The organism is Mycobacterium sp. ZZG (assembly GCF_054786995.1).
In genome coordinates this window covers 18124-42670 of sequence record NZ_JBTBFV010000023.1, presented here as the reverse complement: position 1 = coordinate 42670, position 24547 = coordinate 18124, and the positions used below count along the sequence as shown (strand labels likewise).

At 68.6% G+C, this 24547-nt stretch carries 30 protein-coding genes and 1 pseudogene; 23 read left to right on the top strand and 8 right to left on the bottom strand.

Annotation, left to right across the window (positions count from 1 at the left end):
- The first annotated feature begins 114 nt into the window (after window positions 1-114).
- From adh to ACXMYJ_RS14850, 9 genes are all read left to right on the top strand, one after another.
- Complete coding sequence (gene adh, locus ACXMYJ_RS14890; protein ID WP_260757451.1) at window positions 115-1638, top strand: aldehyde dehydrogenase; 1524 nt, start codon at window positions 115-117, stop codon at window positions 1636-1638.
- A 272-nt stretch (window positions 1639-1910) separates the two neighbouring features.
- Window positions 1911-2354: a 50S ribosomal protein L13 gene (rplM, locus tag ACXMYJ_RS14885; protein ID WP_260757452.1), complete on the top strand. Its 444-nt coding sequence runs from the start codon at window positions 1911-1913 to the stop codon at window positions 2352-2354.
- Between the two features lie 77 nt (window positions 2355-2431).
- A complete protein-coding gene (gene rpsI / locus ACXMYJ_RS14880) occupies window positions 2432-2845 on the top strand; it encodes a 30S ribosomal protein S9 (RefSeq protein WP_260757962.1) in 414 nt (137 codons plus the stop codon).
- Window positions 2846-3144: 299 nt separating this feature from the next.
- On the top strand, window positions 3145-3648 hold the full coding sequence (locus tag ACXMYJ_RS14875) for a hypothetical protein (RefSeq protein ID WP_443188703.1): 504 nt from the start codon (window positions 3145-3147) through the stop codon (window positions 3646-3648).
- Window positions 3649-3788: 140 nt separating this feature from the next.
- The gene (gene glmM / locus ACXMYJ_RS14870; protein ID WP_260757454.1) at window positions 3789-5126 is read left to right on the top strand and encodes a phosphoglucosamine mutase; all 1338 of its coding nucleotides are present in this window, start codon (window positions 3789-3791) and stop codon (window positions 5124-5126) included.
- 43 nt (window positions 5127-5169) lie between these two features.
- Window positions 5170-5475 carry an ESX-1 secretion-associated protein gene (locus tag ACXMYJ_RS14865; protein WP_260757455.1) on the top strand — a complete coding sequence of 102 codons (306 nt, stop codon included), beginning with the start codon at window positions 5170-5172 and terminating at the stop codon, window positions 5473-5475.
- Between the two features lie 5 nt (window positions 5476-5480).
- On the top strand, window positions 5481-6932 hold the full coding sequence (locus ACXMYJ_RS14860; RefSeq protein WP_260757457.1) for a hypothetical protein: 1452 nt from the start codon (window positions 5481-5483) through the stop codon (window positions 6930-6932).
- Between the two features lie 11 nt (window positions 6933-6943).
- Window positions 6944-7264, top strand: coding sequence for a hypothetical protein (locus ACXMYJ_RS14855; RefSeq protein ID WP_460357212.1), 321 nt, complete (start codon window positions 6944-6946; stop codon window positions 7262-7264).
- Window positions 7201-7557, top strand: a complete 357-nt coding sequence (locus ACXMYJ_RS14850; RefSeq protein ID WP_460357209.1) for a hypothetical protein — start codon at window positions 7201-7203, stop codon at window positions 7555-7557. Before ACXMYJ_RS14855 ends, ACXMYJ_RS14850 begins: the two co-directional genes overlap by 64 nt.
- Here ACXMYJ_RS14850 and ACXMYJ_RS14845 read toward each other — a convergent pair.
- Window positions 7532-8674, bottom strand: a complete 1143-nt coding sequence (locus ACXMYJ_RS14845; protein ID WP_260757459.1) for an acyl-CoA dehydrogenase family protein — start codon at window positions 8672-8674, stop codon at window positions 7532-7534. The two genes, ACXMYJ_RS14850 and ACXMYJ_RS14845, sit on opposite strands and share 26 nt — an antisense overlap.
- A 35-nt stretch (window positions 8675-8709) precedes the next feature.
- Here ACXMYJ_RS14845 and ACXMYJ_RS14840 point away from each other — a divergent pair, with 35 nt between their 5' ends.
- Entirely contained in the window at window positions 8710-9294 is a 585-nt protein-coding gene (locus ACXMYJ_RS14840; protein WP_260757963.1) for a TetR/AcrR family transcriptional regulator, read from the top strand.
- Window position 9295: 1 nt separating this feature from the next.
- Here ACXMYJ_RS14840 and ACXMYJ_RS14835 read toward each other — a convergent pair whose 3' ends face one another.
- Both ACXMYJ_RS14835 and ACXMYJ_RS14830 read right to left on the bottom strand, forming a co-directional pair.
- The gene (locus ACXMYJ_RS14835) at window positions 9296-10336 is read right to left on the bottom strand and encodes an LLM class F420-dependent oxidoreductase (protein WP_460357279.1); all 1041 of its coding nucleotides are present in this window, start codon (window positions 10334-10336) and stop codon (window positions 9296-9298) included.
- A 61-nt stretch (window positions 10337-10397) separates the two neighbouring features.
- Window positions 10398-11243 carry a dienelactone hydrolase family protein gene (locus tag ACXMYJ_RS14830; protein ID WP_443188705.1) on the bottom strand — a complete coding sequence of 282 codons (846 nt, stop codon included), beginning with the start codon at window positions 11241-11243 and terminating at the stop codon, window positions 10398-10400.
- Between the two features lie 55 nt (window positions 11244-11298).
- Between ACXMYJ_RS14830 and glmS the strand changes: the two genes are divergently transcribed.
- The 11 genes from glmS to ACXMYJ_RS14775 all read left to right on the top strand — a co-directional run bounded on the left by glmS (window position 11299) and on the right by ACXMYJ_RS14775 (window position 21809).
- Window positions 11299-13164: a glutamine--fructose-6-phosphate transaminase (isomerizing) gene (glmS, locus tag ACXMYJ_RS14825; protein ID WP_443188706.1), complete on the top strand. Its 1866-nt coding sequence runs from the start codon at window positions 11299-11301 to the stop codon at window positions 13162-13164.
- 139 nt (window positions 13165-13303) lie between these two features.
- A complete protein-coding gene (locus ACXMYJ_RS14820) occupies window positions 13304-13675 on the top strand; it encodes an STAS domain-containing protein (protein ID WP_260757463.1) in 372 nt (123 codons plus the stop codon).
- Between the two features lie 29 nt (window positions 13676-13704).
- Entirely contained in the window at window positions 13705-15117 is a 1413-nt protein-coding gene (locus ACXMYJ_RS14815; protein WP_260757464.1) for an NAD(P)H-hydrate dehydratase, read from the top strand.
- Between the two features lie 10 nt (window positions 15118-15127).
- Window positions 15128-16534 carry a glutamate decarboxylase gene (locus tag ACXMYJ_RS14810; protein WP_260757465.1) on the top strand — a complete coding sequence of 469 codons (1407 nt, stop codon included), beginning with the start codon at window positions 15128-15130 and terminating at the stop codon, window positions 16532-16534.
- A gap of 32 nt (window positions 16535-16566) precedes the next feature.
- Window positions 16567-17712, top strand: a complete 1146-nt coding sequence (alr, locus tag ACXMYJ_RS14805; RefSeq protein WP_460357277.1) for an alanine racemase — start codon at window positions 16567-16569, stop codon at window positions 17710-17712.
- The gene (locus ACXMYJ_RS14800; RefSeq protein ID WP_260757466.1) at window positions 17709-18797 is read left to right on the top strand and encodes an alpha/beta fold hydrolase; all 1089 of its coding nucleotides are present in this window, start codon (window positions 17709-17711) and stop codon (window positions 18795-18797) included. Before alr ends, ACXMYJ_RS14800 begins: the two co-directional genes overlap by 4 nt.
- Window positions 18790-19254: a tRNA (adenosine(37)-N6)-threonylcarbamoyltransferase complex ATPase subunit type 1 TsaE gene (tsaE, locus tag ACXMYJ_RS14795; RefSeq protein ID WP_260757467.1), complete on the top strand. Its 465-nt coding sequence runs from the start codon at window positions 18790-18792 to the stop codon at window positions 19252-19254. The genes ACXMYJ_RS14800 and tsaE overlap by 8 nt, the downstream gene beginning before the upstream one ends.
- A complete protein-coding gene (tsaB, locus tag ACXMYJ_RS14790; protein ID WP_260757468.1) occupies window positions 19251-19883 on the top strand; it encodes a tRNA (adenosine(37)-N6)-threonylcarbamoyltransferase complex dimerization subunit type 1 TsaB in 633 nt (210 codons plus the stop codon). Before tsaE ends, tsaB begins: the two co-directional genes overlap by 4 nt.
- Window positions 19880-20332, top strand: coding sequence for a ribosomal protein S18-alanine N-acetyltransferase (gene rimI, locus ACXMYJ_RS14785; RefSeq protein WP_260757469.1), 453 nt, complete (start codon window positions 19880-19882; stop codon window positions 20330-20332). The genes tsaB and rimI overlap by 4 nt, the downstream gene beginning before the upstream one ends.
- Window positions 20329-21351: a tRNA (adenosine(37)-N6)-threonylcarbamoyltransferase complex transferase subunit TsaD gene (gene tsaD, locus ACXMYJ_RS14780; protein WP_460357202.1), complete on the top strand. Its 1023-nt coding sequence runs from the start codon at window positions 20329-20331 to the stop codon at window positions 21349-21351. The genes rimI and tsaD overlap by 4 nt, the downstream gene beginning before the upstream one ends.
- Window positions 21348-21809 (top strand): nuclear transport factor 2 family protein, encoded by a 462-nt coding sequence (locus ACXMYJ_RS14775; RefSeq protein ID WP_260757471.1) that lies wholly within the window; start codon window positions 21348-21350, stop codon window positions 21807-21809. Before tsaD ends, ACXMYJ_RS14775 begins: the two co-directional genes overlap by 4 nt.
- Here ACXMYJ_RS14775 and ACXMYJ_RS14770 read toward each other — a convergent pair.
- A pseudogene (locus ACXMYJ_RS14770) lies at window positions 21782-22192 on the bottom strand (HNH endonuclease signature motif containing protein); the annotation flags it as partial. The gene ACXMYJ_RS14775 and the pseudogene ACXMYJ_RS14770 overlap by 28 nt on opposite strands.
- A 114-nt stretch (window positions 22193-22306) precedes the next feature.
- On the opposite strand from ACXMYJ_RS14770, the gene ACXMYJ_RS14765 reads away from it, so the two are divergent.
- Window positions 22307-22468 carry a hypothetical protein gene (locus tag ACXMYJ_RS14765; RefSeq protein WP_460357199.1) on the top strand — a complete coding sequence of 54 codons (162 nt, stop codon included), beginning with the start codon at window positions 22307-22309 and terminating at the stop codon, window positions 22466-22468.
- A 57-nt stretch (window positions 22469-22525) separates the two neighbouring features.
- Complete coding sequence (locus ACXMYJ_RS14760) at window positions 22526-22831, top strand: hypothetical protein (protein WP_460357196.1); 306 nt, start codon at window positions 22526-22528, stop codon at window positions 22829-22831.
- On the opposite strand, the gene ACXMYJ_RS14755 is transcribed toward ACXMYJ_RS14760, so the two are convergent.
- The 4 genes from ACXMYJ_RS14755 to ACXMYJ_RS14740 all read right to left on the bottom strand — a co-directional run bounded on the left by ACXMYJ_RS14755 (window position 22828) and on the right by ACXMYJ_RS14740 (window position 24545).
- Window positions 22828-23109, bottom strand: coding sequence for a hypothetical protein (locus ACXMYJ_RS14755; RefSeq protein WP_460357193.1), 282 nt, complete (start codon window positions 23107-23109; stop codon window positions 22828-22830). The two genes, ACXMYJ_RS14760 and ACXMYJ_RS14755, sit on opposite strands and share 4 nt — an antisense overlap.
- Before the next feature lie 173 nt (window positions 23110-23282).
- Window positions 23283-23705 (bottom strand): hypothetical protein, encoded by a 423-nt coding sequence (locus tag ACXMYJ_RS14750; RefSeq protein WP_460357191.1) that lies wholly within the window; start codon window positions 23703-23705, stop codon window positions 23283-23285.
- Window positions 23702-24259: a hypothetical protein gene (locus tag ACXMYJ_RS14745; protein ID WP_460357188.1), complete on the bottom strand. Its 558-nt coding sequence runs from the start codon at window positions 24257-24259 to the stop codon at window positions 23702-23704. Before ACXMYJ_RS14745 ends, ACXMYJ_RS14750 begins: the two co-directional genes overlap by 4 nt.
- Before the next feature lie 52 nt (window positions 24260-24311).
- Window positions 24312-24545, bottom strand: coding sequence for a hypothetical protein (locus tag ACXMYJ_RS14740; protein WP_460357185.1), 234 nt, complete (start codon window positions 24543-24545; stop codon window positions 24312-24314).
- Between the last annotated feature and the right edge of the window lie 2 nt (window positions 24546-24547).

The following is a 24547-nucleotide window of genomic DNA, read 5'->3' as shown; positions in this document are numbered from 1 at the left end:
GGGTGTGCGGCGAGGTGCGTCGATGTCGCCAAGTCTGTCCGACGATGCAACCGTGCTGCAACGGTTGCAGGCGTAGCTTCGGTGACGCAGACCACACGAGCAGGAGACTTCACCATGACTGTGTACGCCCGCCCCGGGGCCGACGGCTCCCTGATGTCGTTCAAGCCCCGCTACGACAACTTCATCGGCGGCCAGTGGGTGGCGCCGAATGCCGGACGCTACTTCGAAAACCCGACGCCGATCACCGGCCAGCCCTTCACCGAGGTGGCCCGCTCCGACGAGTCCGACATCGAGAAGGCGCTCGACGCCGCCCATGCCGCGGCGCCGGCCTGGGGCAAGACCTCGGCCGCCGAACGAGCCGTGATCCTGAACAAGATCGCCGACCGCATCGAGGAGAACCTCGAGTCGATCGCGCTGGCCGAGTCGTGGGACAACGGCAAGCCGATCCGGGAAACCCTCAACGCCGACATCCCGCTGGCCGTGGACCACTTCCGGTACTTCGCCGGCGCGATCCGCGCCCAGGAGGGCTCGCTGTCGGAAATCGACGACGACACCGTCGCCTACCACTTCCACGAGCCGCTCGGCGTGGTCGGCCAGATCATCCCGTGGAACTTCCCGATCCTGATGGCGGTCTGGAAGTTGGCCCCCGCGCTGGCGGCCGGCAACGCGATCGTGCTCAAGCCCGCCGAGCAGACCCCGGCCTCGATCCTGTACCTGATGGAAGTCATCGGCGACCTGCTGCCCGCCGGCGTGGTCAACGTGGTCAACGGCTTCGGCGTGGAGGCGGGCAAGCCGCTGGCGTCGAGCAACCGGATCGCCAAGATCGCGTTCACCGGTGAGACCACCACCGGCCGGCTGATCATGCAGTACGCCTCGCAGAACCTGATCCCGGTCACCCTGGAGCTCGGCGGCAAGAGCCCCAACATCTTCTTCAACGACGTGATGAACGCCGCGGACAACTACCAGGACAAGGCACTCGAGGGTTTCACGATGTTCGCCCTCAACCAGGGCGAGGTGTGCACCTGCCCGTCGCGCTCGCTGATCCAGGCCGACATCTACGACGAGTTCCTCGCGCTGGCCGCGATCCGCACCAAGGCGGTGCGGCAGGGTGATCCGCTCGACACCGAGACGATGATCGGGGCGCAGGCCTCCAACGACCAGCTGGAGAAGATCCTGTCCTACATCGAGATCGGCAAGAGCGAGGGCGCCAAGGTGATCACCGGCGGCGAGCGCGCCGAGCTGGGCGGTGACCTCAACGGGGGCTACTTCGTCGCGCCGACGATCTTCACCGGCAACAACAAGATGCGCATCTTCCAGGAGGAGATCTTCGGGCCCGTCGTGGCCGTCACGTCCTTCACCGACTACGACGACGCGATCTCGATCGCCAACGACACCCTCTACGGATTGGGCGCCGGCGTGTGGAGCCGTGACGGCAACACGGCCTACCGCGCGGGCCGCGACATCAAGGCCGGTCGGGTGTGGACGAACTGCTACCACCAGTACCCGGCGCACGCCGCGTTCGGTGGCTACAAGCAGTCCGGCATCGGCCGCGAGAACCACAAGATGATGCTCGACCACTACCAGCAGACCAAGAACCTGCTGGTGAGCTACAGCGACAAGGCCCTCGGGTTCTTCTGATCCGCTGACCGGACGCACATTCGCACGGACCCCCCTCGGTCCGTGCGAATGTGTGTTTCGGGGGAGGCACCGTCGACGGCCGGCGATGGTATCCCAGCGCGTTTTGACCTGCGGCGACGCCCGCAGGTAAGCTCCATCGTTGGCGTGCGCCGGCCCTCGGTCGTCGGTCGCCTCGGGTCCCTGCCGGTCGCCGAGGCGGATGGTATGCACACGCCTGACCGGCACCTGGGAGTCGATCCCGGGATCCATCCGAGAAAAGAGTAGGTAACGCTGTGTCTACGTACACGCCGAAGGCGGGTGACACCACGCGCTCGTGGTACGTCATCGACGCCACCGACGTGGTGCTCGGCCGGCTCGCCGTCGAAGCAGCCAAGCTGCTGCGCGGCAAGCACAAGCCGACATTCACGCCCAATGTCGACGGCGGTGACTTCGTCATCGTGATCAACGCCGATAAGGTCGCCATCAGTGGCGACAAGCTCAACAACAAGTTCGCCTACCGGCACTCGGGGTATCCCGGCGGTCTGCGCAAGCGCTCCATCGGCGAGCTGCTGCAGAAGCACCCGACCCGCGTCGTCGAGAACGCGATCACCGGCATGCTGCCGCACAACAAGCTCGGCCGTCAGGTCCAGAAGAAGTTGAAGGTGTACGCCGGCCCGGACCATCCGCACGCCGCTCAGCAGCCGGCCGTGTACGAGATCAAGCAGGTGGCTCAGTGACATCCGAAATCGGAACCGAGACCGACGCCCCCGAGGCCGTCGAGACCGCTGACTACAGCGTCGAGGCCGACGCCGACGTGGCCGCCCGCGAGCCCGTGCTGATCGACCGTCCGATCCAGACCGTCGGCCGCCGCAAGGAGGCTGTCGTCCGGGTCCGCCTGGTCCCCGGCACCGGACAGTTCAACCTCGACGGCCGCACCTTGGAGAACTACTTCCCGAACAAGGTGCACCAGCAGCTCATCAAGGCGCCGCTGGTGACGGTCGACCGCGTCGATCAGTTCGACATCTACGCCCACCTCGACGGCGGCGGCCCGTCCGGCCAGGCCGGCGCGCTGCGCCTGGCCATCGCGCGCGCGTTGATCCTGGTCCAGCCCGAGGATCGTCCGGCGCTGAAGAAGGCCGGCTTCCTCACCCGTGACCCGCGTGCCACCGAACGCAAGAAGTACGGACTGAAGAAGGCCCGCAAGGCGCCTCAGTACAGCAAGCGCTGACAGTTTCACGTCCCGGCGCCCGGTCTGCTCGCGATGCGAGCGGCCGGGCGTCGGTCTTTTGTGCGTGCGCCGAAATGTGTCCTGTCACACATAACTATTTCAGGAAAGCACAGCGGTCCTATGTGCAGGAATGTCACGCAAATAGTTAATTAGGCACGCACCGGTACCCGCTTTCGCGCAGCGGCGCGGTTTGAATTCGGTCGTCGGGGTACGTAACCCTCGAAATCTGGAGCCAGGGCGCGTCACTGCGTCGGCGAGACCTTCTCGTCCCCGGCTCCGCGAAAGCAAAGGAGTGATTGATGAACTTCGTCAAGAACGCCGCAGCGGGTGCTGTCCTCGGTGGATCGCTGCTTTTCTCCGCCGGCCTCGGATTGGCGCATGCCCAGCCGGCCGACCCCGCACAGCCCGCCCCGGCCGCCGACGGCCTGGTGAACCTGACCATTGGGGACGTCACGCTGGCTGAAGGCGTGACCGTCGACAGGGCCGCCGCCGCGGCCGCCGCGATCTGTGGCGCGGTGCCCGCTGATGTGACCACGACGGCGACGCGGGTCGACGCAGATGGTGTCCAGCAGACGGTGTGCTCCGGACTGCCGGGTGGTGACCTCCTGGTCACCCAGAATGTGGCCGCCCCGGCGGCTCCGGCAGAGTCCCCTGCCCCGCAGGCGCCGGCCGGGGAGGCGCCGGCTGAGGAGACTGCGCCTGAGGGTACCTCCGGTACCGGCGAGGGCCTGGGCGCCCCCGAGGGCACCGGGGCCGGCGAGGACGGCAATTCGCCGCTGCCCAGTGAGAACGACGAAGGGTAATTGACCCTCTTCTCACCGCCCGCATCCGCGACAGGGTGCGGGCGGTGAGCCGTTTTGGGGCCGGAAACGCAACTGTGGCGTGGATAATCACGCCGAGGCGGAATTGGCTCGGGAGCCCAGACCTGTGAGAGGTTGTCACGATGGCTCGACTGTTCGGCACTGATGGGGTGCGCGGCGTCGCCAACCAGGACCTGACCGCCGAGCTGGCGATGGCACTGGGGGCGGCGGCGGCGCGGCGACTCGGCAGATCCGGTGAGACCCGCAGGCGAGTCGCTGTCGTCGGACGTGACCCGCGGGCCAGCGGTGAGATGCTGGAAGCGGCCGTCATCGCCGGGATCGCCAGCGAAGGTGTGGACACCCTGCGGGTCGGGGTGTTGCCGACACCGGCGGTCGCGTACCTGACCAGCGCCTACGACGCCGACTTCGGGGTCATGATCTCGGCGTCGCACAACCCCATGCCCGACAACGGCATCAAGATTTTCGGTCCCGGCGGCCACAAACTCGACGACGCCACCGAAGACCGCATCGAGGAGCTGGTGCGGCAGGGCCCCGGCGCGCGCCCGACCGGCGCGGGCGTCGGCCGGGTCGTCGATGCCGACGACGCCCTGGAGCGCTACCTGCGCCACGTCGGCAAGGCGGCGACCACGCGGCTCGACGCGCTGACCGTGGTCGTCGACTGCGCACACGGAGCCGCCTCGGATGCGGCCCCCCGCGCCTACCGCGCCGCGGGCGCCAACGTCATCCCGATCCACGCCGAACCGGACGGCCTGAACATCAACGACGGCTGCGGATCAACCCATATGCAGGCACTGCGCTCGGCGGTGGTCTCCTACGGCGCCGACCTCGGCCTGGCCCATGACGGCGACGCCGACCGGTGCCTGGCCGTCGACGCGCACGGACGCGTCATCGACGGTGACGCGATCATGGTGGTGCTCGCCCTGGCGATGCAGGAAACCGGCGAGCTGACCTCCGACACCCTCGTCGCGACCGTGATGAGCAACATGGGGCTGCACCTGGCGATGCGGTCGGCCGGCATCGAGGTGCGCACCACCGGCGTCGGCGATCGCTACGTGCTGGAGGAACTGCGCGCGGGTAGATTCGCCCTCGGCGGCGAACAGTCCGGGCACATCGTGCTGCCGAGCTTCGGGACCACCGGAGACGGCATCGTGACGGGTCTGCGTCTGATGGCCAGGATGGCTCAGACCGGCCGCGGCCTCGCCGACCTCGCCGAACCGATGCAGACGTTGCCGCAGGTGCTCATCAACGTCGCGGTCGCCGACAAGGCGACCGTCGCCGACGCGCCGTCGGTGCGCGACGCGGTCGCCAGCGTCGAGGCCGAGCTCGGGGACACCGGCCGAATCCTGTTGCGTCCCTCCGGAACCGAACAGGTGGTCCGCGTCATGGTGGAGGCCGCCGACGAGGACACCGCTCGACAGATGGCGGCGCGGGTGGCGGAGTCGGTCAGCGCGCAGAGCTGAAACCCGCGGGAACCGGCTGGGCCCCGCCGGCGTCCAATCTCATATGGGAACTTCAGGCGCGGCCCGTGTCGACACGGCGGCGGTGCGTGCGATCGCGCGCGAATACGAGACGGCGGCGTCGATCCTCGACTCAACGGTGCGCCACCACCTGAGCGGTCTTGCGTTCGACGGAGCGACGGCGGGTCGCGCTCACGTCGCCCACGGTGATGCGTTGCGCGACAAGCTGTCCGACGTCGTGACCACGCTACGCGAGTGGTCGCGAGCAGCGCAGGAGATCGCCGCGGCACTGCGTGCGTCAGCGGACCGCTACCAGGCCGCCGACCTGCGGGCCGCCGAGCGGTTGGGCTAGCGGCTATGACCGGGAACCCGGATGTCGCAACGCGTTTGGACCAGGGGCGGGCCGCGGTGGACACCGTGGCGCACTACGTGTGGGCATGCCGCCAGCTCGGTTATCAACACCCCGACCTGACGATGCACCCGGCGCAGGTGCCCGACTGGTACAGCACTGAAGACGGAATGGATCTGATGGTGCTGCGGCGCGACTGCGCCGCGCTGGAGGACTCGGCGCGCGCAGCCCAGGATGCCGCCGACGTCCAGGGACGGCAGCTCACACAGTTGTCGGCGGCGTGGCACGGTCCGGGTGCCCAGGCCGCCGGCGATTTTCTGCGCCGCCACGACGAGGCGTCGACCGCCGCTGTGGCGGCGCTGCGCAGCGCGGCGCACACGTTGGCCGCGTTGGGGGAGAACCTCTGGCAGGCGGTGGGGGACAAGGCCGACGCCGCCACCGGCGTCGAAGGACGCGCCGCCGCCTCGCGCGCCGAGTGGCTCGCGGCGGCTGCGACGGTGACCACCGGTGTCGGGGACCGCGCCGCGGCCAGCGAGCTGGTGGATCAGGCGGTGAGGCCCTTCGTCGCCGGCACGGTCGCGACCGACTGGCTGTCGGCGATGCGACAGTCCGTCGCGGCGGTGTCGGCCGCCTTCGAGCGTTCGGTGGCCGAGATCGGCGCTGGGATGCCGCCTGTGTTCGGCATCCCCGGCGACCTGGGGCCGGTGTGGACCTCGTCGGTCACCGAGAGCTGCGACGAGGACGCTCGGTGCCCGCAGCCGACCGCCGCACCGGTCGCCGCCGCCGTCCCCGCTTCCTCGGCTCCCGCTGCTGCCGCACCTGCCGCACCTGCCGCTGCCGTCGGGTCTCCCGCTGGTGTCCCGGCTCCCGGCCCGGCCACCGTGCCGTCGGCATGGACCGCGCCCGAAACCCCAATGCCCGCAACGTCGTTCACTCCTCCCGTGGCACCGCCGGTCACGCCGCCGGCAGGCGCGGGGCCGGGGTTGGGGGCTGGAGCCTTCCCCGACGTCGGCGGGGGATTGTCCGGGGTGGGCCGACAGTTCGCCGACACGCTGAGCGGTCTGCTGGGTGGGAGCGGCCTCCCGGACCTCCCCGACCCTCCCGAACCACCGGGCCTCGACGCGCCCGACCTCGACGAACCGGAGCTCGACGAGCCCGAACAGGCCGCGGAAGACGAAGAGAAAGAGGACAAAGAGGAGAAAGAGGACAAAGAGGAGGAGGCCGCACAGGACGGTGTCGCGGCGGACGCCCAGCGCGCCACGGACGTCGCGCCTGAACCCGCCGAGGAACCGGATGAGCCCTGCGAGCCTGCGGTGCCCACCGCGGTGCCGGCACCCCCGCCCGCCGAACCACCACCGCCGGCCGAACCGTTACCCCCGGCCGCCCCGGTCGCCGGGGAGCAGACACCGTGTGAGATCGCCGCCGGCGAAGTGCCTCAAGTCGGAGAGCCGGCGGGGTAGCGTCACCCGGCGTGAGATTGCGTATCGCGGAGGCCGTGGCGCTGTTCCTGCTCGGCGCCACGGCGGCGCTGATCGGCGATCACAGCCATGTCGTGACCGGGACGACCGTCTACTACACCGACGCGGTGCCGTTCATCTGGAGCAGTCCCCTGTGGTTTCCGGTTCTGGTCGGGGCGGCGACGGTGTCGCTGGCCGAGTTGCGGCTGCGCCTGCCCGCGCCCCGGCCGACGTCACCGCCCGCCGGGCGCTCGCCGGCATCGCCGCGGTCGTGGGCGCCTACGTCACCACCGCGCTCGTGCACACCGCCCCGACCGTCCCGGTCACCGCACTGATCGGCGCGGCGGCGGTCATCATCTGGTGTGTACTCGGTGACGGACCGGGCGCGGCCTGCGGGACCGTCATCGCCGTGATCGGCCCCGCCGTGGAGATCGCGCTCGTGCATCTGGACGTGTTCGCCTACCACCCGGCGTCGGACGGTCTGTTCGGCGTCGCGCCCTTCCTGGTGCCGCTGTATTTCGCCTTCGGTGTGGTCGCCGCGCTGATCGGCGAACTTGCAGTCGCTCGGCGGCCACAGGCGGGCCCGCCGGTGTGCGACACCGTCAGCCGCGCGCCAGGTGGCGACTGATCACCAACCGCTGAATCTGGTTGGTGCCCTCGAAGATCTGCGTGATCTTCGCTTCGCGCATGAACCGCTCCACCCGGTAGTCACGGGTGTAGCCGGCGCCGCCGAGCACCTGGACGGCGTCGGTGGTCACCTTCATCGCCGCGTCGGTGGCGGTGAGCTTGGCGACCGACGCGTGCCGTGAGTACGGCAGCCCCGCGTCGCGACGCCGCGCGGCGTCCAAGTAGGTGGCCCGTGCGGCATCGACCGCGGCGGCCATGTCGGCCAGCAGGAACGCCAAACCCTGATGATCGATGATCTTGCGGCCGAATGTCGTTCGCTGCTGGCTGTAGTCAACCGCTTCGTCGAGCGCGGCCTGGGCCAGCCCGACCGCGACCGCGGCGATGCCGAGCCGCCCGGAATCCAGCGCGCTGAAAGCGATCTGCAGACCCTGGCCCTCGGCCCCGATACGGCGCTGTGCGTCGATGAACGCGTTGTCGTAGTGCGCGGCGGTTGTCGGCACCGCGTGCAACCCCATCTTCTCCTCCGGTCTCCCGAAGGTCAGCCCTTCGGTGTCCCTGGGAACCAGAAAGCACGAGATGCCTTGCGGGCCTTCGCCGGTGCGGGCGAACAGATTGTAGAAGTCGGCGATACCGCCGTGGGTGATCCACGCCTTCGCGCCGTTGATGCGGTAACCGCCGTCGGCGGCGACGGCCTTGCAGGCCAGCGCGGCGGCATCGGATCCGGCCTGCGGTTCGGACAGGCTGTAGGCGCCGATCGTCGATCCGCCCAGCATCTCGGGAAGCCAGCGCTGACGCTGCTCGTCGGTGCCGAAGCTCATCAGCGGGTGGCAGGAAAGACTGTGCACGCTGACCGCGACGGCCACCGCCGCCCATCTGGCGGCGAGCTCTTCGAGCACCTGCAGATACACCTCGTAGGGCTGGCCGCCACCGCCCCACTGTTCGGGGTAGGGCAAGCTCAGTAGCCCCGCTTCACCCAGCGTCGCGAACACCCCTTCGGGGTAGGTCTCGTCTTTCTCGTGCTGATCGACGATCGGGTCGAGCACCTTGTCGGCGATCTGCCGGGCGAGGTCGATGAGCTCTCGCGCTTCGTCGGTGGGCAGGAGACGCTCGACAGCCATACGCAGGACAGTACTACAGGACAGCTTCTAGTACTATCGGCTCGGTGACCAGGCCCGCGTTCGCCACCCCGCGCCGCACCGAGTTGTTCGACGCGCTCACTGCGCTGTTTCTGGCCGAGGGCTTCGCGCATCTGACGCTGGACGAGATCGCCGCGCGCCTGCGGTGCTCGAAGTCCACGCTGTACACGCTGGCCGGCAGCAAGGAACAGCTCGTCCAGGCGGCCACGGTGCATTTCTTCCGGACGGCGACCGAATCGGTCGAAGCCACGGTGGTCGCCGTCGCCGGGGCCCGGGATCGCATCGCGGCCTATCTGAGCGCGGTGGGCGCAGCCCTCGACCCGGCATCAGATCAGTTCATGTCGGATCTGGATGCGTTCCCGCCCGCCCGCACCATCTACGAGAAGAACACTCGCATCGCCGCGCGCCGGGTCCAGGAGTTGATCGCCGACGGTGTCGCCGCCGGGGAGTTCCGGGACGTCCATGCGGCGTTCGCGGCCGATCTGGTGGCCACGGTGATGGTGCGCATCCAGCAGCGCGTGGTGCGGGACAACACTGGACTCGACGACGCCGACGCCTACCGTGAGCTTGCCGCCATTCTGACCGGCGGCATCCAGGCGTGAGTCAGGGCAGCAGGTTCTGCAGTTCCTCGACGAACTTCATGGTCTCGCGCCGGTCGCCGGAGAGCGGGTGGACCAGCATCGTCGTGACACCGGCTTCGGCGTAGGCGGCCAGCCGCTCCTTGACGAACCCGGCCGGGCCGACCAGCGACACCTGGCGCACCAGCTCGTCGGGCACCGCGTCGATGGCCTCGGCCTTCTTGCCCGCCAGGTAGAGGTCCTGGATGTGGTCGGCTACCTCGCCGAAGCCGTACCGGGTCGCGAGGTTGTGATAGAAGTTCTTACCCCGGGCGCCCATGCCGCCGATATAGAGCGCCAATTGTGGCTTGGCCCAAGCCAATCGGTCATCGACATCGTCGCCGATCGCCAGGCTGGCGCTGACCATCACATCCAGCGGACCCAGCTTTTGGTCACGGCGGGCCGCGCCCGCGCGCAGCGCGTCGCCCCACACCTCGTCGGCCTTCTCCGGGTAGAAGAACACCGGCTGCCAGCCCTCGGCGATCTCGGCGGTCAGCTCCACGTTCTTCGGCCCGAGGGCGGCGATGGTGATCGGGATGCGTTCGCGCACAGGGTGATTGATCAGCTTCAGCGGTTTGCCGAGGCCGGTGCCGCGGTCTGCCGGCAGTGGCAGCTGGTAGTGCTTGCCGTCATAACTCAGCCGCTCGCGCCGCCACACCTGTCGGCAGATCTCGACGACCTCGCGGGTGCGGCCCAGCGGTGCGTCGAACGGCACCCCGTGGAAGGCCTCGACCACCTGCGGGCCCGACGTGCCGAGACCGAGCCGGAACCGGCCGTCGGAGACGTAGTCGATGCCCGCGGCCGTCATCGCCATCAGCGCGGGGGTACGGGTGTAGATCGGCACGACGCCGGTGCCGAGCTCGATCCGCGAGGTCCTGGCGGCCAGGAAGCCCAGCTGGCTGACCGCGTCATAGGAGTACGCCTCGGCCACCAGCGCGATGTCGACCCCGATCTTCTCGCATTCGACGACCTCGTCGACGGCTTCAAGAAACCCGCCGGCATAGCTGAGGAAGATCCCGGTCCGCATCGCAGGAGACATGGACCAGGTATAGCACCCAACCGGTTGGTTGGGAAATTCCGGCCCGGGGTCAGGGTTTGAGGAGGGCGACGACCTTGTTCTCCAAGTCGACCGGGTCGTCGGCGAACGGATCCATCACCGTTGCCTTCGGCAGCTCGGCGTGCGCGTCGGCGAAATCGCGGTAGGTCTTGTCGCCGGCCAGCGTGTGCAGCAGGAAACCGGTCATCAGCGCACGCACGATCTTCTGTGTGCCCCGGTTGGCGCCCGGTAGTCCCACCACGGTGGCCAGTCGCCGGCCCTCGACCAGACCGCCGGACTTGGTGTTGGAGGTGGCTCGCAGCGTCGCGCTCTTCCACGCCCTGGCCATCTCCACCGCGTTGGACCGCAGCGTCATCGGGTCGCCGGGATCGGTCAGGATCAGGCCGGGAACCGTCAACCCCGCGGCCGGCGCTTCGGCCGGAGGGCTGGACACCGTCGGATACGCCGCGACCACTCCCTGCGGCTTGACCGGAAGACCCGCCGCCGCGAACACCGCCGCCGACGCCCCGAACCCGTGCCCGACGACGCCCAGCTTGTTCGGGTGCACGCTGATCTCACCCGGACCGAGGCGCACGCCGGTGATGATGTCGAGCGTCGTGCCGAGGTCGTAGGCGAGATTGAGCACCGACGGCGCCAGGCCGGTCTCGGTGTTGGGGGCCGCGGCCACGATTCCCCAGGAAGCCAGGTGCTCCAAGGTTCCGTGGTAGCGGTCGGCCGATGTGATCCAATCGTGGGCGAACGCCACGCCGGGCAGATTCTTGCCCTCCGCCGGGGTGTACACGACGCCCGGTTGGCCGGCAAAGGCCAGGTCACCGCGCAAAACCCGGTGCGGTCCACGGCGAGTCAACGCGGCAAAGAGCTTCTTCGTGCTGGCCACCCGATGACCGTAGCCCAACCGGCCCGGGGCGTCTTCTGCCGTACCCTGGTGGGCTATGTGCGGAATCGTCGGCTATGTCGGGCAGCGCCCTGCCTGCGACATCGTCGTCGACGCGCTACGCCGCATGGAGTACCGGGGCTACGACTCCGCCGGCGTCGCGCTGCTCGACGGAAAGGGCGGACTCACCGTGCGCCGAAAGGCGGGCCGGCTGGCCAATCTGGAGGCCGCCCTCACCGAGAGTGGAGCCGACCACCTGGTCGGCGCGACCGGGCTCGGTCACACGCGGTGGGCCACCCACGGCAGGCCCACCGACCGCAACGCCCACCCGCACCGCGACGCGTCCGGCAAGGTCGCCGTCGTCCACAACGGCATCATCGAGAACTTCGCGCCGCTGCGCGCCGAGCTCGAAGCCGCCGGCGTCGAGTTCGCCAGCGACACCGACACCGAGGTCGCCGTCCACCTGGTCGCCCGCGAATATGTGCACGGTGAGACGGCCGGAGACTTCCCCGCGTCAGTGCTGGCGGTGCTGCGCCGCCTGGAAGGCCATTTCACGCTGGTGTTCGCCCACGCCGACGATCCCGGCACCATCGTGGCCGCGCGTCGCTCGACACCGCTGGTGCTCGGCGTCGGCGACGGCGAGATGTTCGTCGGCTCGGACGTCGCGGCGTTCATCGAGCACACCCGAGACGCGGTGGAGCTGGGTCAGGACCAGGCCGTCGTCGTCACCGCGGACGGCTACCGGATCACCGACTTCCACGGGGCCGACACCCAGGACTACCGCGAGTTCCACATCGACTGGGACACCTCGGCCGCCGAGAAGGGCGGCTACGAGTACTTCATGCTCAAGGAGATCGCCGAGCAGCCCGCCGCGGTCTCCGACACGCTGCTCGGCCACTTCGCCGACAACCGGATCGTGCTCGACGAGCAGCGACTCTCCGACCAGGAGCTGCGCGACGTCGACAAGGTCTTCGTGGTGGCCTGCGGCACCGCCTACCACTCCGGGTTGTTGGCCAAGTACGCGATCGAGCACTGGACCCGGCTCCCGGTGGAGGTCGAGCTGGCCAGCGAGTTCCGGTACCGCGACCCGGTTCTGGACAGCCACACCCTCGTCGTCGCGATCTCGCAGTCGGGCGAGACCGCCGACACCCTGGAGGCGGTCCGGCACGCCAAGGAGCAGAAGGCCAAGGTGCTGGCCATCTGCAACACCAACGGCAGCCAGATTCCCCGCGAGTGCGACGCGGTGCTCTACACCCGCGCCGGGCCGGAGATCGGGGTGGCGTCGACCAAGACGTTCCTGGCCCAGATCACCGCGAATTACCTTGTCGGACTTGCGCTTGCGCAGGCCCGTGGCACCAAGTACCCCGACGAGGTGGCGCGCGAGTACCACGATCTGGAGGCCATGCCCGAGCTGATCTCGCGGGTGCTGGACACCGCCGAACCGGTGGTGCAACTGGCCAAGCAGTTCGCCGCCTCGCAGACGGTGCTGTTCCTGGGCCGCCACGTGGGCTATCCGGTGGCGCTCGAGGGCGCGCTCAAGCTCAAGGAACTGGCGTACATGCACGCCGAGGGCTTCGCCGCCGGTGAACTCAAACACGGTCCGATCGCGCTGATCGAGGACGATCTGCCGGTCATCGTCGTGATGCCGTCGCCGAAGAACGCGGCCACGCTGCACTCCAAGCTGCTGTCGAACATCCGCGAGATCCAGGCCCGCGGCGCCGTCACCATCGTGATCGCCGAGGAGGGCGACGAGGCGGTGCAACCCTACGCGGATCACCTGATCGAGATTCCGGCGGTGTCAACGCTTTTCCAGCCTCTGTTGTCGACCATCCCGATGCAGCTGTTCTCGGCCGGGGTGGCCCAGGCCCGCGGTTACGACGTGGACAAGCCGCGAAACCTGGCGAAGTCGGTCACCGTCGAGTAGTAACACGCGGCGCTGTTTCGGCGATACACCTCTTAATGAGCCGTTGAACAGCAGCGGTGGCCGCCGCGGGGCCGTCAGAACCACGCTAACCGTCGGCATGGCTGTGCACGCATGTATTTCTAGAAGCCGGGGGACGGCAATGACTTCATCTGGTCAGACGTACAGGGGCAGGTTCACTGTCACACCGCGCCGCGACGGCGACCTGCTGGTGTTGCACGTGGCGGGCGATCTCGACGTCCTCACCGCACCCACCTTGGTCACGCATCTGGACGTGGCACTAGCGGACTCGCCGGCGGTCCTGATCGTCGACATCACCGACGTCGGGTTTCTGTCGTCGGCCGGCATCAGCGTGCTTGTCGAGACCCACCGGCTCACCGAACGCGCGAACATCTCCCTGCGCGTCGTCGCCGAGGGGCCCGCGACCAGCCGTCCCCTGCACTTGATGCGGATCGACACGGTCATCGACCTGTACCCGACGGTCGAAGACGCGCTGCGCGGCCGGCAGCGCTGAGCTCAGCCTATCCACGTACCGTAGGCGCCATGCGCTACTTCTACAGCGCCGACGCCATCCGTGAGGCCGAAGCGCCGTTGCTCGCCGCGCTGCCCGAAGGCGCGTTGATGCGCAGGGCGGCGTTCGGACTGGCCACCGCGATCGCCCGCGAGCTGGGCACGGTCGCAGGCAAGACGGTGTGCGCGGTGGTCGGTTCCGGAGACAACGGAGGAGACGCCCTGTGGGCGGCGACGTTCCTGCGCCGGCGCGGCGCGGGTGCCGCGGCGCTGTTGCTCAACCCGCAACGGGCGCACCGCAAAGCCCTCCACGCGTTCCTGCGCGCCGGCGGGCGCGTCGTCGAAAGTGTAATGCCCTCAACGGATCTGGTCATCGACGGGGTGGTCGGAATCTCCGGGTCGGGGCCGTTGCGCCCCGAGGCGGCCGAGGTGTTCGACGCCGTCACCCGGGCCGGCATCCCCGTCGTCGCCGTCGACGTGCCCAGCGGTGTCGACGTGCACACCGGTGTCGCCGACGGTCCGCACGTGCGGCCCGCGCTCACGGTCACCTTCGGTGGTCTCAAACCCGTTCACGTACTGGGCGACTGCGGCAGGGTCGAGCTCGTCGACATCGGGCTCGACCTGCCACCGACCGACCTGCGCGCGTTCGACGCCGAGGATGTGGCCGCCCGCTGGCCGGTGCCCGGCCCGACCGACGACAAGTACACCCAGGGCGTCACCGGCGTGATGGCCGGCTCGCAGACCTACCCCGGCGCTGCCATTCTGTGCACGGGTGCCGCCGTCGCCGCCACATCCGGGATGGTCCGCTACGCGGGAACGGCAGCCGCCGAGGTGGTCTCGCACTGGCCTGAGGTCATCGCCACCCCGGGCTACGCGAGCGCGGGCCGGGTTCAGGCGTGGGCCGTGGGCCCAGGCCTCGGCACCGACGAGACCGCCGCCGCCGCACTGGTATTCGCTCTGGAGACCGACCTGCCCGTGATCGTCGACGCCGACGGCCTGACGATCCTGTCCGCTCACCCGGAGCTGATCGAGGGCCGCTCCGCCCCGACCGTGCTCACCCCGCACGCCGGAGAGTTCGCCCGGCTGGCCGGGGCGCCGCCCGGCGCCGACAGGATCGCCGACACCCGCAGGCTCGCCGACCGGCTCGGCGTCACGGTGCTGCTCAAGGGCAACGTCACGATCGTCGCGGCGCCCGGCGGGCCGGTGCACCTCAACGCCGCAGGCAACTCGTGGGCGGCGACCGCCGGCTCGGGGGACGTGCTGTCCGGCGTGATCGGTGCGCTGCTGGCAGCGGGGCTGGCCCCCGACGAGGCGGCGGCCGCCGCGGCATTCGTCCACGCCCGGGCCGCCGACCTGTCCGCCCGTGACCCCGGGCCGGCGGCCGCCCCGACATCGGCGTCACGCATCCTGGCGCATCTGCGGACGGCGTTGGGCTCGATCCTCTAAAAAGGAGCCCATGCCCAACGTATCCCGTCACTCGTCGCTGACCCCCGCCTACACCGGACGGATGTCCACCAACCCCATCCCGGCGCTTCGCCTGCCCGACGAGTCGATGGAACCCGAGCTGACCTACCGCTACATCCACGACGAGCTCATGCTCGACGGTAGTTCCCGCCTCAACCTCGCGACGTTCGTCACCACCTGGATGGATCCCGAAGCGGGCCGGCTGATGTCGGAGACGTTCGACAAGAACATGATCGACAAGGACGAGTACCCGGTCACCGCCGCGATCGAGCAGCGCTGCGTGTGCATGGTCGCCGACCTGTTCCACGCCGAGAACCTGCGCGACGACGACCCGTCGACGGCGGTCGGGGTGTCGACCATCGGATCCAGCGAGGCGGTGATGTTGGCCGGCCTGGCGATGAAGTGGCGGTGGCGCGACAAGTTCGCCGGCGCGAACGGCGACGGCTGGAAGGGGCGCACCCCGAATCTGGTGATGGGCTCCAACGTGCAGGTGGTGTGGGAGAAGTTCTGCCGCTACTTCGACGTCGAGGCTCGCTATCTGCCGATGGAGGAGGGACGCTACGTGATCACTCCCGAGCAAGTGGTCGACGCCGTCGATGAGGACACCATCGGAGTGGTCGCGATCCTGGGCACCACGTTCACCGGGGAGCTGGAGCCGGTCGGTGAGATCTGCGCGGCGCTGGACAAGCTGGCCGGCGGCGGCGGCCCCGACGTGCCGGTGCACGTGGACGCGGCCAGCGGCGGTTTCGTGGTGCCGTTCCTGCACCCCGACGTGGTGTGGGACTTCCGCCTGCCCAGAGTCGTGTCGATCAATGTCAGCGGCCACAAGTACGGCCTGACCTATCCCGGCATCGGCTTCGTGGTCTGGCGCAACGCCGACCACCTGCCCGAAGACCTGGTGTTCCGGGTCAACTACCTCGGCGGCGACATGCCGACGTTCACGCTGAACTTCTCCCGGCCTGGCAACCAGGTGGTCGGCCAGTACTACAACTTCCTGCGGCTGGGGCGTGAGGGCTACGTCACGGTGATGAGGACGCTGTCCGAGACCGCGCAGTGGCTGGCCCATGAGCTGGCCGCGATGACCGGGCCGGACAACTTAGCGGTCTTCGAGGTGATCTCGGACGGCTCGGCGATTCCGGTGGTGGCGTTCAAGCTGGTGGAAGGCACCCGATACACGGTCTTCGACATCTCGTCGCTGCTCCGCGGTTACGGCTGGCAGGTTCCGGCCTACACGATGCCCGACAAGGCCACCGACGTCGCGGTGCTGCGGATCGTGGTGCGGGAGGGCTTCTCGGCGAACCTGGCCCGGGCGCTGCGCGACGACCTGGTCGAGGTGCTCGGCAAGCTCGACAAGGTGGGCGTCGGCGGCTTCGCCGACGAGGAGCATTTCGCCCACTGAACGCCCGCCTGGGACAATCGCAGGCGGTGACCATGACCATGAACATCCCCCGGGCAGTGCCCACCGCGTCCGTCGACCTCGATGCGATCGCCCACAACGTCGCTGTGCTGCGCGAACATGCAGGTTCCGCTGCGGTGATGGCCGTCGTGAAGGCCGACGGCTACGGTCACGGCGCCACCCGTGTGGCGCGTGCCGCGCTGGCGGCCGGGGCCGCCGAGCTCGGGGTCGCGACGCTGGCCGAGGCGCTGGCGCTGCGCGTTGACGGCGTCACCGCCCGGGTGCTGTCCTGGCTGCACCCGCCGGGCACCGATTTCGCGCCGGCGCTGCTGGCCGACGTCGACGTGGCCGTGTCGTCGCAGCGCCAGCTCGGCGACGTCCTCGATGCCGCCGCGCGCACCGGGGTTACCGCGAACGTGTCCGTCAAGGCCGACACCGGGCTGTGCCGCAACGGAGTGAGCGAGGCCGAGTATCCGGCGGTCGTCGACACCCTGCGCCGGGCGCGCAGCGATGGCGCGGTGCGGGTGCGCGGGCTGATGTCGCATCTGGCCCACGGTGACACGCCGGAGCACCCCTTCAACGATGTCCAGGCGCGCCGACTGACCGACATGGCCGTGACGGCGCGGTCCAGCGGAGTCACCTACGAGGTGGTGCACCTGGCGAATTCGCCTGCCGCGCTGACCCGTCCGGACCTGGCATTCGACATGGTGCGGCCCGGGATCGCGGTGTACGGGCAGACGCCGATACCCGAGCGGGGCGACATGGGCTTGCGGCCGGCGATGACGGTGCGCTGCCCGGTGGCGAAGCTGCGGCAGGTGCGTGCGGGCGACGCCGTGTCCTACGGGCACACCTGGACCGCGCCGGTGGACACCACGCTGGCGTTGATCCCGGCCGGCTATGCCGACGGGGTGTACCGCGCGCTGAGCAACCGCTTCGAGGTGTCGATCAACGGCCGCCGGTATCCGAACGTGGGACGGATCTGCATGGACCAGTTCGTGGTGGATCTGGGGCCCGGTCCGGTGCCGGTCGCCGAGGGGGACGACGCGATTCTGTTCGGCCCGGGCACCGACGGCGAGCCGACGGCGCAGGACTGGGCCGAACTGCTGGGCACCATCAATTACGAGGTGGTGACGAGCCCGCGAGGACGGTTCGTACGGTCCTACCGCGGTGGTCTGCAATGATCCGCGGCGCGGGCTGGCTGGCCGGGGCGGCGGGGATGGCCGCCGTCGGCTCCGCCGCGGGTGTGTCGGTGGCGCAGTCGCTGCGCCGCCGGGTGACCGACGAGGACCCGCACCGTGACGAGGATTTCGAGCTTCTCGACGCCGACCGGGGCTGTGTGGTGACGACCCCTGACGGCGTCCCGCTGACGGTCCGCGAAGTGGGGCCGGTGGACGCGCCGCTGACCGTGGTGTTCGCGCACGGCTTCTGCCTGCGGATGGGATCGTTCCATTTCCAGCGGGCTCGCCTGAGCGAGCTATGGGGACCCCAGGTCCGGATGGTGTTCTACGATCAGCGCGGCCACGGCCGGTCCGGTGAGGCGCCGCCGGACACCTACACCGTCGAGCAGCTCGGCCAGGATCTGGAGAGCGTGCTGGCGGTGATGGCGCCGAAGGGTCCCGTGGTGCTGGTGGGGCATTCGATGGGCGGCATGACGGTCCTCTCACACGCCCGGCAGTATCCGCAGCGCTATCCCACTCGCGTGGTCGGCGTGGCGTTGATTTCCTCTGCTGCCGAAGGTGTTTCACGCTCCCCGGTCGGTGAGATCCTGAAGAACCCGGCGTTGGAGGCGGTGCGGTTCGCGGCGAGGTACGCGCCGAAGCTGATGCACCGCAGCCGCGGAGCCGCACGCTCGGTGATCGGTCCGATTCTGCGGGCCGCGTCGTACGGCGACGAGAAGATCAGCCCGAGTGTGGTGTCGTTCTCCGAGCGGATGATGCACGACACTTCGATCACCACACTGGTGGAGTTCCTGCACGCGCTCGAGGTGCACGACGAGACGGCCGCCCTGCAGACGTTGAACAAGGTGCAGACGTTGATCGCCTGTGGCGACCGGGATCTGCTCACACCGGTCGAGTACTCCAGGGAGATGGCGCACAAGTTGCAGCGATCGGAACTTGTGATCGTAGGCGGCGCAGGGCATTTGGTTCAGCTGGAGCGCCCGGAAGTCATCAACGAGGCGTTGGTACGGCTGGTGGAACGGGCCACGCCGTCGAAGCTGGTGGCGTTGACCCGGCGGGTGAAGGAGCGGATGCGGTCTGATGGATGATCGTTCGGGCAACATGGAGTTGCTCAACGTCGAGGAGACGATGGCGCTGGGCGCCAGGCTGGGCCGTGGGCTGCATGCCGGTGACGTGGTGGTGCTGTCCGGCCCCTTGGGCGCCGGAAAGACGGTGCTGGCCAAGGGCATCGCGCAGGCCCTGGATGTGGAGGGCCCGGTGATCTCGCCGACCTTCGTACTGGCTCGGGTGCACCGGCCCCGCCGGGAAGGAGCGCCGGCGATGGTGCACGTCGACCTGTACCGGCTGCTCGACCAGGAGTCGGTGGACCTGCTCGCCGAATTGGACTCACTGGACCTCGACACCGATCTCGACGACGCCGTCGTAGTGGTCGAGTGGGGTGAGGGGCTGGCCGAACGGCTGTCGGACAGCCACCTCGACATCCGGCTGGAGCGCGCCCCCGACACCGATGCGCGCACCGCGATCTGGCAGTGGAGCAGGCCGTGAGCAGGCTGGTCCTGGCCATCGACACGGCCACCCCGGCGGTGACTGCGGGCGTGGTGCGGATGAACGGTGACGCGGTGCAGGTGCTCGCCGAGCAGGTCACGGTCGATAACCGCGCGCACGCCGAACGTCTGACCCCCAATACTGTTGAGGCGCTCAGTCGTGCGGGGATCACCGTAGACCGGCTCGACGCCGTGGTGGTGGGGTGCGGACCCGGCCCGTTCACCGGGCTGAGGGTCGGGATGGCCACGGCGGCGGCGTTCGGGCATGCGCTCGGCGTCCCGGTGCGCGGAGTGTGCAGCCTGGACGCGATCGCGGTGGGAACGGCCGGAGATGTCCTGGTGGTCACCGACGCCAGGCGTCGCGAGGTGTACTGGGCGCGTTACCGGGACGGCCGACGGGTCGACGGACCGGCGGTGAACGCGGCGGTGGACGTACCTCCAGGTGCCGAGGCGGTGGCCGGGTCACCGGAGCATGTCGAGCTGTTCGACCTTCCGCGGCTCGCTCCGGTCTATCCCACCGCAGCGGGACTCGTTGCGGCGGTGACGGATTGGGTGTCCGATCCGGAACCGCTGGTGCCGCTGTACCTGCGCAGGCCCGATGCCAAGCCGTCGCGGGCGGTGGTGCGGTGAACGTCGAGTACGGCCTGCTGACCCCGGGTGACGCCATGCGGTGTGCCGAATTGGAGGCGCAACTGTTCGACGGCGACGACCCGTGGCCCGAGCGCACCTTCCTGGCGGAGCTGGCCGCCAAGCACAACTACTACGTCGCAGCTCGGGTGGACGACAAGGTGGTCGGATATGCCGGGATCGCCCGGCTGGGCCGGTTCAAGCCGTATGAGTACGAGATTCACACCGTGGGTGTCGACCCGGCGTATCAGGGTCAGGGCATCGGCCGGAACATGGTCACCCGGCTGATCGAACATGCCGAAGGCGGAACGATCTTCCTCGAAGTCCGTACCGACAACGACGCGGCGATCGCGCTGTACGAGAGCGAAGGATTCGTCAAGATCGGGGTGCGCAAGCGCTACTACCGGGTCAGTGGTGCAGACGCCTACACGATGAAAAGGGAGCGGCGATGATCATTCTGGCCATCGAGAGTTCCTGCGACGAGACCGGTGTCGGTATCGCTGAACTCGGCGACGACGGGACGGTGACGCTGCTGGCCGACGAGGTGGCCTCCAGCGTCGACGAGCACGCCCGGTTCGGCGGGGTGGTTCCGGAGATCGCGTCCCGCGCGCATCTGGAGGCGCTGGGGCCGACGATGCGGCGTGCGCTGGCGGCGGCCGGGGTGAGCAGACCCGACGTCGTGGCGGCGACCATCGGCCCGGGTCTGGCAGGGGCGCTGCTGGTCGGTGTCGCTGCGGCCAAGGCGTACGCGGCGGCGTGGCAGGTGCCGTTCTACGCGGTGAATCACCTGGGCGGGCACCTGGCCGCCGACGTGTACGACCACGGCCCGCTGCCGGAGAGCATCGGTCTGTTGGTGTCGGGCGGGCATACGAATCTGCTGCACGTGCGGTCGCTGGGGGAGCCGATCATCGAGCTGGGTTCCACGGTCGACGATGCCGCGGGCGAGGCGTACGACAAGATCGCCCGGCTGCTCGGTCTGGGATACCCGGGTGGGCGGGTGCTCGATGAGCTTGCCCGCGAGGGCGATCCGGCCGCGATCACCTTCCCGCGGGGCATGACAGGACCGCGGGACGACCCGTACGCGTTCAGCTTCTCGGGTCTCAAAACCGCGGTGGCGCGGTATGTGGAGCGTCATCCGGAGTCTTCGCAGGCCGATATCGCGGCCGGGTTCCAAGAGGCCGTTGCCGACGTGCTGACCGCCAAAGCGGTGCGCGCGGCGAAAGACCTCGGAGTGTCGACGCTGTTGATCGCTGGGGGAGTGGCGGCGAACTCGCGGCTGCGCGAGTTGGCGTCGCAGCGGTGCGAAGAGGCCGGGATGACGCTGCGGATTCCGCGGCCGAGGTTGTGCACCGACAACGGGGCGATGATCGCGTCGTTCGCGGCGCATTTGATCGCGGCCGGGGCGTCACCGTCGCCGCTCGATGCCGCCAGCGATCCGGGGTTGCCGGTGGTGCAGGGGCAGGTCGCGTGAGTGCGGCTGACAAGCTTGCGATCACCGAACTGCTGTACCGCTATGCGGAGTTGGTCGACGCCGGTGACTTCGACGGTGTCGGAGCGCTACTCGGGCGGGGCCACTTCATGGGGGTCGCCGGCGCCGATGCCATCGCCGGCCTGTTCGTCGCGACCACCCGCCGGTTCCCCGAACACGGCAACACCCCGCGCACCCGGCACCTGGTGCTCAACCCGATCGTCGACATCGACGGTGACACGGCCACGGGGCGCTCGACGTTCTGTGTCGTCCAGCGCACCGACTCGGTTGTGTTGCAGCCCATTGTGGTCGGGAGGTACGCCGACACCTTCGCTCGCGATGCGGACGGCTGGTACTTCACCGGCCGCACCGTCGACGTGGAGATGGTCGGTGATGTATCCGACCACTTGCTGATGGATTCGGGTCGACTTGGTCAGAACGGTGGTGGGTCGTCGCCGTAGTCGGGTTCGTGCCATTGGGTGGGTGATGCCCAGGGCGTAGTGCTAGGTGGCTGGTGGTCTGTGCGGTGGGGTGGGCTTTGTGATTTGCGTAGTCGGCGGTTGTGTGTGCGTTCGGCGGTGATGGCTCGGGTTCGGTTGTGGGCGCGGGTGTTTCGCCGTCGGGGCATCATGGTGCCGCGGTGGGTGTTGGGGGTGGGTTGGGGTGGGTCGCCGGTCCACAGCGTGCCGGTGGGCCGACACAGGATGGGGTAGAGCAGCCGGCTGCCGGGGTGGGTGGTGTAGGTGTGGCCGGTGGGTGCGGTCCAGATGATGGTGCCGTCGGGGTGTTGTCGGTCGCGCCAGCCGGTGGCGCCGATCCAGAATGTTTTCAGCAGGTGGTGAAACAGGTTCTCCGAAGTACCGTTCTGTTTGCGCATGTCGCGCTGAATGCAGCGGCGTGGCCTTGACCTGCGAATACAACGATAGCATCCGTGAAATTTCACGGTACAGTTGGCAGCGTGTCCGAGATTGATTCCGCTGCGTTAGACGCCTACGTCAAGCGGGCCATTGCCGCTGCGCCGCCGTTGCGGCCTGAGCAGCGAGACAAGCTGCGGACTTTGCTGACGGGTGCACTGAACGACCCGGCCACCGATCAAAAGACGGCACGACCGACCGACTAAAAACCTGGCTAGCGTGTCGCACGTTCGCCCGTGGTGCTGACTGGCAAGCTTTGAACCATGGCGACAGACCCGGTACTAAAGCAGCTTGTTGCGGACACGAATGCAGCCGAAGAATCGGTGCCGCTTGACCTCTACTTGCCCTCGGGCAAGTTGTTCGGTTGGACGACCTCGGTTTACGACTTCGGACGTCGGATCACGCACGAACTTGAGACCGAAACGGGCTATACCGGCGTCGTTGAGCCCGAAGACGATCCCGAGTACGTGCATTTGATCGTTCGACCGCTGACGATGCCAGGGGAACAAGAGACGACCGAAGTAGTGCGGGTCAGGCTCGCTGACGTTGTTGCTTGGACTGTCGGCTAGCGCCGAGACTTTCGAGCGCGTTTCCGCTGCGATCTGACTTGCTTTCGGTAGCCCTTGGTCAGCGTGCGGCCTTCCCGGCGCGCAGCCTTGGCGTTGAACCGCGTAGGTCGGATGGCCTCGGTGGGAAACACCCGGTTGCGGCGGCTCACGTGGCGCGCGTGATCGGCGCGTGCCCTGGCGACGTGTCGGCGCACGATGCGGCGGCGCTGCACTCCGGTACGCGTGCGGCTGGCGGGATGCGCCTGGCTCGCGGCCACCGCACCCACGGCCACGGTCACCCCGGCTGCGGTACGGCGGCGCGTGCGGCGCTTGTCGTCGTCCTCGGTTGACCCGCCAGGGGTGGCGGCGAAGCGGCCACGGGCATCGCGGGCGTAGTTCCGGCGACCACGACGAGCACCAGGGCCACGGCCCCGCAGGACCGACGAACCAACGCGACGGCGACCGGCCACGGTTACACCGCGCTTTCGTCGTACAGCACATCGAACGTCGCCGTTCGGGCAATGGTTTCCCAACTGGGATCGCGCAAGTTGCCCGAACGCCCCTGGCGGCGAAAGCCGGTGACGCGAACCCCGTCCGATCCGGTGTAGTGCTCAACCGATGAAAACACGTCGTCAATCGCTCTCAAAATGCGGTCGATTGGCCGGTAATCGCGGTTGCGGTCGTCGCACGAATGCACCCACAGCGTGACGACGCGCGGACCACGGTTCAACGTCGGGATGAGGCTTTGTTCCTCGAAGTTGACGATGACGAAATGACCGTCACTGAAAGGCCTTTCGTCGGTGGACTGCAATTCCTTGATCCGATCACCAGGGACGCCCAGCGCAACCAAACGCGGCTGACTGGCGAGCAATTCGTGGACCCCGGCAGGGATCACACCGCACCCCAGACGCGCGCATACGGTCGAACGCTGGTCACTAGGTCAACGTCGAGCCTGTCGAGCAATCGCACCTGGCCGACCTCGGGATTACCCGCCAGGCCGAACGGTGCAACGCGACGGGAATAGAGCCGGTGGGCTTGAATCAGCGTCGCTTGCTTGACGGCTGGCGGGACGGTAGGCCAGCCCCATTTCGCCGTGATTCGCACGCCGTTCTCTGTCGAATTCGGCGCGACGGCAGCGCCAGAACCGATGACTAGGCTAGTCCACACCATGCCGTCGACCACGGCGTTAACTGGCGCGGGTAGGTAACCCGTGATCAGCGAATCATACTGTGAACCAACATATTCGACGGTCAGACCGTCAGTGGTGGCGAAATCGTCGGTCGGGATCACCCACACTCGGCGCGCGCGGTCGTATTCGGCGGTGTAGTACCGTGCCACCGGCTCATCGAGCAACCCGAACTTGCGACCACACGCGCGATCCACCGACCGTGACGCCGTGTCGACGGCCATCGTCAATTCGGCGGTGTCGGTGGCGACGGCTTCGCCCATGTAGTGCGCCAGTTCATCGGGCGTGGCGTACGCGGGTGCCCACGGCATCGGACTACTCGCCCTTGGCAGCGGCCAGCGCGTCGAGAACCGTTCGCGCCGCTTCGTCGGTGGCACGCTGCGCGGCGGCATCGGTGGCCGTGACGTAGCTATCCGAATCGTCGGGCGATTCGGTGCCTGGCGGGTCGACTTCACCCGCGCGTGAGCGGATTTCGTCGTTCACGTCGGAAAGCTCAGCGATCAAATCGGCTTTCCGTTGTGCCAGTTCGGCTATCGTGCGGCGCGCCATGA